The sequence below is a fragment of the Methanocrinis sp. genome (genome assembly GCF_049974945.1).
Classification (GTDB): domain Archaea; phylum Halobacteriota; class Methanosarcinia; order Methanotrichales; family Methanotrichaceae; genus Methanocrinis.
Map to the genome: position 1 here is coordinate 1 of NZ_JBNGCU010000121.1, position 2450 is coordinate 2450.

The 2450-nt window shown below is 65.3% G+C and carries 2 protein-coding genes; both read left to right on the forward strand.

The window, feature by feature from the left end; all coding sequences use genetic code 11:
* Window positions 1-3 precede the first annotated feature (3 nt).
* Window positions 4-1797: an indolepyruvate ferredoxin oxidoreductase subunit alpha gene (gene iorA / locus ACP5EL_RS09340; RefSeq protein ID WP_428402246.1), complete on the forward strand. Its 1794-nt coding sequence runs from the start codon at window positions 4-6 to the stop codon at window positions 1795-1797.
* Entirely contained in the window at window positions 1794-2381 is a 588-nt protein-coding gene (locus ACP5EL_RS09345; RefSeq protein WP_428402242.1) for an indolepyruvate oxidoreductase subunit beta, read from the forward strand. Before iorA ends, ACP5EL_RS09345 begins: the two co-directional genes overlap by 4 nt.
* Window positions 2382-2450 lie beyond the last annotated feature (69 nt).

Consider the following 2450-nt stretch of genomic DNA (forward strand, 5'->3'; position numbering starts at 1 on the left):
ATCTTGAGAGAATATCTGCTGGGAAACGTCGCCATCGCCAAGGGCATCCTGGAGGCGGGTGCGGGGGTCGTATCGGGCTACCCCGGAACCCCCTCCTCCGAGATCGTGGACTATCTCGCCCCCCTCGCCAAAGAGCACGGGATCCACGTCGAATGGTCTGTGAACGAGAAGGTGGCCATGGAGGTGGCGATCGGAGCCTCCTGGACCGGGACGAGGTCGGCGGTCACCATGAAGCACGTGGGCCTGAACGTCGCCGCAGACCCCTTCATGACCCTGGCCTACCTCGGCGTCGGGGGCGGGATGGTGGTGATCTCCGCCGACGACCCCTACTGCCACTCGTCCCAGAACGAGCAGGACTCCCGGCGGTACGCTGCGTTCGCCCGCGTCCCCTGCCTCGACCCCGCCGACCCCCAGGAGGCGAGGGAGATGATCCTCCGGGCTTTCAGCCTATCGGAGGAGTTCGGCCTTCCGGTGATGGTGAGGCCGACGACCAGGGTATCCCACGCCAGGGCCGACGTCGAGGTCGGGCCGCCGAAAGAGAGGCTAGCAGGTCCCAAATTCGAGAAGAACCCTGCGAGGAGGGTCGCGCTGCCGGTCCACGCTCGGCCGCTGCACGCCGAGCTTCTGGAGAAGCAGGCGGAGATCGAAGAGGCCCTCGCAAGAGAGGCGTGGAACAGGGCCGAGATGAGAGGGGAGGTCGGGGTGATCGCCTCGGGGATCGCCGGCCTCTACGCCGCAGAGGCGATCGCTGGAATGGAGGCCGACGTGTCCCTCCTCAGGATAGGGGCCTATCCCATCTCCAGGAAGACGGTCGGCGACTTCCTGGAGGGGATGGAGCGGGTCCTGGTGGTCGAGGAGATGGACCCGGTAGTCGAGGAGTTCGTCGAGATGGTGGCAAAGGAGAGGAACCCCGAGGTCGAGATCCTGGGCAAGAGGTCGGGGCACCTTCCGGGAGTAGGCGAGCTGGACCCCCTCACCGTCCGGGAGGCCATCGCCGGGATGATCGATCTGCCGCGAAGGTCGGCCCCGAAGTTGAGCCCCGAGGTCCTCTCCATCCTGCCGCCGAGGCCTCCCTCCCTCTGTCCGGGCTGCAGCCATCGGGCGGCCTACTACGCCATGAGGAAGGCCTTCGGCAGGGACGCAATATTTCCCAACGACATCGGCTGCTACACCATGGGGGTCGGGATGGGAACCGTCGACACCTGCCTCTGCATGGGCGCGTCGATCACCGTCGGCGCGGGGATCAGGTTCGGCGGCGAGGAGAGGCCCATCTGTGCCGTCCTCGGCGACTCTACCTTCCTCCACTCGGGGCTCACCGGCCTTCTCAACTCCACCTACAACGGTGCGCGGATGACGGTCGCCATCCTCGATAACTCCATCACCGCCATGACCGGCCACCAGCCCCATCCGGGGACCGGATGCACCGCCTGCGGCGAGAGCTCCCCCCCTCTATCCCTGGAGGAGATCTGCCGGTCTCTGGGCGCGGGATTCGTCGAGGTCGCCGACCCCTACGACCTCGAATCCACCGTCGAGACCTTCGAGAGGGCGCGGGATCATCCGGGCCTCTCGGTGGTGGTGGCCAGGAGGCCCTGCGTCATCAGCGAGATCAGGGCCGGGGTCCGAAGGCCGAGGCTTGCGGTGGACAGCGAGAAGTGTGGAGGCTGCAAATTGTGCGTCAAGTTCGGCTGTCCCGCCATCGAGTTCGACGGGAAGGTGGCCAAGATAAACGCCCTCTGCTCGGGGTGCGGGGTCTGTGCTGCGATATGTCCGGAGAAGGCGATCGAGGTGGTGAGATGAGAACGTCAGACTGCGACGTCGTCGTCGTCGGAGTCGGAGGCCAGGGCGTCATCCTGATATCCGAGATCATGGGGAGGGCCGCCATGCTGGCGGGGCTTTCGGTCCGGGGGGTCGAGACCCACGGAATGGCCCAGCGGGGCGGAAGCGTCATAAACCACATCAGGGTCGGCTGCCGCTTCAGCGCCATGATATCTCCGGGGAGCGCGGACGTCCTTCTGGCCATGGAGCCTGCCGAGGCCCTGCGTTACGCCCACTACCTCTCGCCAGAGGGAGTCGCCCTGGTGAACAAGCGGCCCGTGATGCCAGTCACAGTCACCACCGGCGAGGCCACATACCCCTCCATCGAGGAGATCCTCGCCCCCCTCAGAGCTGTATCTTCGGATGTGAAGGCGATGGACGCCACGGGCCTCGCGACGAAGGCCGGAAGCCCCCAGGCGACGAACGTCGTTATGCTCGGAGCCCTCACCAGATACCTTCCCCTCGAGGAGGATACCCTCCTTCTGGCCCTATCGGAGACCGTCCCCGCACGGTTTTTGGAGATCAACAGGGGGGCCTTCGAACTTGGAAAAATTGAAGTAGAATAGGCTGCACTTATAGGTCCATGGCCGAAGAGAAGAAGGAGACCGGGAAGAAGGAGACCGGGAAGAAGGAGA